Source organism: Streptococcus sp. IMAU 99161 (genome assembly GCF_014435245.1).
Classification (GTDB): domain Bacteria; phylum Bacillota; class Bacilli; order Lactobacillales; family Streptococcaceae; genus Streptococcus; species Streptococcus lactarius.
Window position 1 is genome coordinate 1 of sequence record NZ_JAAPAW010000035.1, and the last position, 4673, is coordinate 4673.

General features: G+C 50.1%; 1 tRNA gene and 3 rRNA genes. All 4 read left to right on the forward strand.

Annotated elements, in window-relative coordinates:
* Positions 1 to 1330, forward strand: a 16S ribosomal RNA gene (locus HA044_RS09415); the annotation flags it as partial.
* Positions 1331 to 1383: 53 nt separating this feature from the next.
* A tRNA-Ala gene (locus HA044_RS09420) sits at positions 1384 to 1456 on the forward strand.
* A 121-nt stretch (positions 1457 to 1577) separates the two neighbouring features.
* A 23S ribosomal RNA gene (locus HA044_RS09425) occupies positions 1578 to 4479 on the forward strand.
* A 78-nt stretch (positions 4480 to 4557) separates the two neighbouring features.
* A 5S ribosomal RNA gene (rrf, locus tag HA044_RS09430) occupies positions 4558 to 4673 on the forward strand.

Below are 4673 nucleotides of genomic sequence, written 5' to 3' on the forward strand. Positions count from 1 at the left end.
TGCATCACTAAGAGATGGACCTGCGTTGTATTAGCTAGTTGGTGAGGTAACGGCTCACCAAGGCGACGATACATAGCCGACCTGAGAGGGTGATCGGCCACACTGGGACTGAGACACGGCCCAGACTCCTACGGGAGGCAGCAGTAGGGAATCTTCGGCAATGGGGGGAACCCTGACCGAGCAACGCCGCGTGAGTGAAGAAGGTTTTCGGATCGTAAAGCTCTGTTGTAAGAGAAGAACGAGTGTGAGAGTGGAAAGTTCACGCTGTGACGGTATCTTACCAGAAAGGGACGGCTAACTACGTGCCAGCAGCCGCGGTAATACGTAGGTCCCGAGCGTTATCCGGATTTATTGGGCGTAAAGCGAGCGCAGGCGGTTAGATAAGTCTGAAGTTAAAGGCTGTGGCTTAACCATAGTACGCTTTGGAAACTGTTTAACTTGAGTGCAAGAGGGGAGAGTGGAATTCCATGTGTAGCGGTGAAATGCGTAGATATATGGAGGAACACCGGTGGCGAAAGCGGCTCTCTGGCTTGTAACTGACGCTGAGGCTCGAAAGCGTGGGGAGCAAACAGGATTAGATACCCTGGTAGTCCACGCCGTAAACGATGAGTGCTAGGTGTTAGACCCTTTCCGGGGTTTAGTGCCGTAGCTAACGCATTAAGCACTCCGCCTGGGGAGTACGACCGCAAGGTTGAAACTCAAAGGAATTGACGGGGGCCCGCACAAGCGGTGGAGCATGTGGTTTAATTCGAAGCAACGCGAAGAACCTTACCAGGTCTTGACATCCCGATGCTATTTCTAGAGATAGGAAGTTACTTCGGTACATCGGTGACAGGTGGTGCATGGTTGTCGTCAGCTCGTGTCGTGAGATGTTGGGTTAAGTCCCGCAACGAGCGCAACCCCTATTGTTAGTTGCCATCATTTAGTTGGGCACTCTAGCGAGACTGCCGGTAATAAACCGGAGGAAGGTGGGGATGACGTCAAATCATCATGCCCCTTATGACCTGGGCTACACACGTGCTACAATGGCTGGTACAACGAGTCGCGAGTCGGTGACGGCAAGCTAATCTCTTAAAGCCAGTCTCAGTTCGGATTGTAGGCTGCAACTCGCCTACATGAAGTCGGAATCGCTAGTAATCGCGGATCAGCACGCCGCGGTGAATACGTTCCCGGGCCTTGTACACACCGCCCGTCACACCACGAGAGTTTGTAACACCCGAAGTCGGTGAGGTAACCTTTTAGGAGCCAGCCGCCTAAGGTGGGATAGATGATTGGGGTGAAGTCGTAACAAGGTAGCCGTATCGGAAGGTGCGGCTGGATCACCTCCTTTCTAAGGATAAGGAAACTTGTACATTGGTCTTGTTTAGTTTTGAGAGGTCTTGTGGGGCCTTAGCTCAGCTGGGAGAGCGCCTGCTTTGCACGCAGGAGGTCAGCGGTTCGATCCCGCTAGGCTCCATTAACACCTAAGGGTGTTAAGTTGAACATTGAAAATTGAATATCTATATCAAATAGTAACAAGAAAATAAACCGAAACGCTGTAAAAATTTAAAGAGTTAAGGTCATAAGACCAAAAATAAGGTTAAGTTAATAAGGGCGCACGGTGGATGCCTTGGCACTAGAAGCCGAAGAAGGACGTGACAAACGACGAAATGCCTCGGGGAGCTGTAAGTAAGCACTGATCCGGGGATGTCCGAATGGGGGAACCCACTAGCTACTGGCTAGTACTCTTATCTGTTAAGGATAGGAAGAGGAAGACGCAGTGAACTGAAACATCTAAGTAGCTGCAGGAAGAGAAAGCAAACGCGATTGCCTGAGTAGCGGCGAGCGAAACGGCAGGAGGGCAAACCGAAGAGTTTACTCTTCGGGGTTGTAGGACTGCAATGTGGACTTAAAGATTATAGAAGAACTACTTGGGAAGGTAGGCCAAAGAGAGTAAGAGCCTCGTATTTTAAATAGTCTTTATACCTAGCAGTATCCTGAGTACGGCGGGACACGAGAAATCCCGTCGGAATCTGGGAGGACCATCTCCCAACCCTAAATACTCTCTAGTGACCGATAGTGAACCAGTACCGTGAGGGAAAGGTGAAAAGCACCCCGGGAGGGGAGTGAAATAGAACCTGAAACCGTGTGCCTACAACAAGTTCGAGCCCGTTAATGGGTGAGAGCGTGCCTTTTGTAGAATGAACCGGCGAGTTACGATATGATGCGAGGTTAAGTTGAAGAGACGGAGCCGTAGGGAAACCGAGTCTGAATAGGGCGGATTAGTATTATGTCGTAGACCCGAAACCATGTGACCTACCCATGAGCAGGTTGAAGGTGAGGTAAAACTCACTGGAGGACCGAACCAGGGCACGTTGAAAAGTGCTTGGATGACTTGTGGGTAGCGGAGAAATTCCAAACGAACTTGGAGATAGCTGGTTCTCTCCGAAATAGCTTTAGGGCTAGCGTCGACATCAAGATTCTTGGAGGTAGAGCACTGTTTGGGTGAGGGGTCCATCCCGGATTACCAATCTCAGATAAACTCCGAATGCCAAAGAATTATGGTCGGCAGTCAGACTGCGAGTGCTAAGATCCGTAGTCGAAAGGGAAACAGCCCAGACCACCAGCTAAGGTCCCAAAATAATTGTTAAGTGGAAAAGGATGTGGGGTTGCACAGACAACTAGGATGTTAGCTTAGAAGCAGCTATTCATTCAAAGAGTGCGTAATAGCTCACTAGTCGAGTGACCCTGCGCCGAAAATGTACCGGGGCTAAAACAATTTACCGAAGCTGTGGATACCTTTAATGGTATGGTAGGAGAGCGTTCTATGTGTGGCGAAGGTGTACCGTGAGGAGCGCTGGAACGCATAGAAGTGAGAATGCCGGTATGAGTAGCGAAAGACAGGTGAGAATCCTGTCCACCGTAAGACTAAGGTTTCCAGGGGAAGGCTCGTCCGCCCTGGGTTAGTCGGGACCTAAGGAGAGACCGAAAGGTGTATCCGATGGACAACAGGTTGATATTCCTGTACTAGAGTATGTAGTGAAGGAGGGACGCAGTAGGCTAACTAAAGCGTGCGACTGGAAGTGCACGTCTAAGCAGTGAGGTGTGAATTGAGTTAAATGCTTAATTCTATAACATTGAGCTGTGATGGGGAGCGAAGTTTAGTAGCGAAGTTAGTGATGTCACACTGCCAAGAAAAGCTTCTAGCGTTACACATACTCTACCCGTACCGCAAACCGACACAGGTAGTCGAGGCGAGTAGCCTCAGGTGAGCGAGAGAACTCTCGTTAAGGAACTCGGCAAAATGACCCCGTAACTTCGGGAGAAGGGGTGCTGGCTTAAAGTCAGCCGCAGTGAATAGGCCCAAGCAACTGTTTATCAAAAACACAGCTCTCTGCTAAATCGTAAGATGATGTATAGGGGGTGACGCCTGCCCGGTGCTGGAAGGTTAAGAGGAGTGCTTAGCGGTAACGCGAAGGTATGAATTGAAGCCCCAGTAAACGGCGGCCGTAACTATAACGGTCCTAAGGTAGCGAAATTCCTTGTCGGGTAAGTTCCGACCCGCACGAAAGGCGTAATGATTTGGGCACTGTCTCAACGAGAGACTCGGTGAAATTTTAGTACCTGTGAAGATGCAGGTTACCCGCGACAGGACGGAAAGACCCCATGGAGCTTTACTGCAGTTTGATATTGAGTGTCTGTGCCACATGTACAGGATAGGTAGGAGCCATAGAGATCGGGACGCCAGTTTCGATGGAGGCGTTGTTGGGATACTACCCTTGTGTTATGGCCACTCTAACCCGGATAGGTGATCCCTATCGGAGACAGTGTCTGACGGGCAGTTTGACTGGGGCGGTCGCCTCCTAAAAGGTAACGGAGGCGCCCAAAGGTTCCCTCAGAATGGTTGGAAATCATTCGCAGAGTGTAAAGGTATAAGGGAGCTTGACTGCGAGAGCAACAACTCGAGCAGGGACGAAAGTCGGGCTTAGTGATCCGGTGGTTCCGTATGGAAGGGCCATCGCTCAACGGATAAAAGCTACCCTGGGGATAACAGGCTTATCTCCCCCAAGAGTTCACATCGACGGGGAGGTTTGGCACCTCGATGTCGGCTCGTCGCATCCTGGGGCTGTAGTCGGTCCCAAGGGTTGGGCTGTTCGCCCATTAAAGCGGCACGCGAGCTGGGTTCAGAACGTCGTGAGACAGTTCGGTCCCTATCCGTCGCGGGCGTAGGAAATTTGAGAGGATCTGCTCCTAGTACGAGAGGACCAGAGTGGACTTACCGCTGGTGTACCAGTTGTTCTGCCAAGAGCATCGCTGGGTAGCTATGTAGGGAAGGGATAAACGCTGAAAGCATCTAAGTGTGAAACCCCCCTCAAGATGAGATTTCCCATAACTATATGTTAGTAAGAGCCCTGAGAGAAGATCAGGTAGATAGGTTAGGAGTGGAAGTTGTGTGAGCAATGGAGCGGACTAATACTAATAGCTCGAGGACTTATCCAAATTAACTGAGGATATTTACAGAGGTTTAGAAATTTGTTAGAATATAGATATTCAATTTTGAATGTTTAACATTCAGAGTTAAGTGACGATAGCCTAGGAGATACACCTGTACCCATGCCGAACACAGTAGTTAAGCCCTAGAACGCCGGAAGTAGTTGGGGGTTGCCCCCTGTGAGATATGGAAGTCGCTTAGC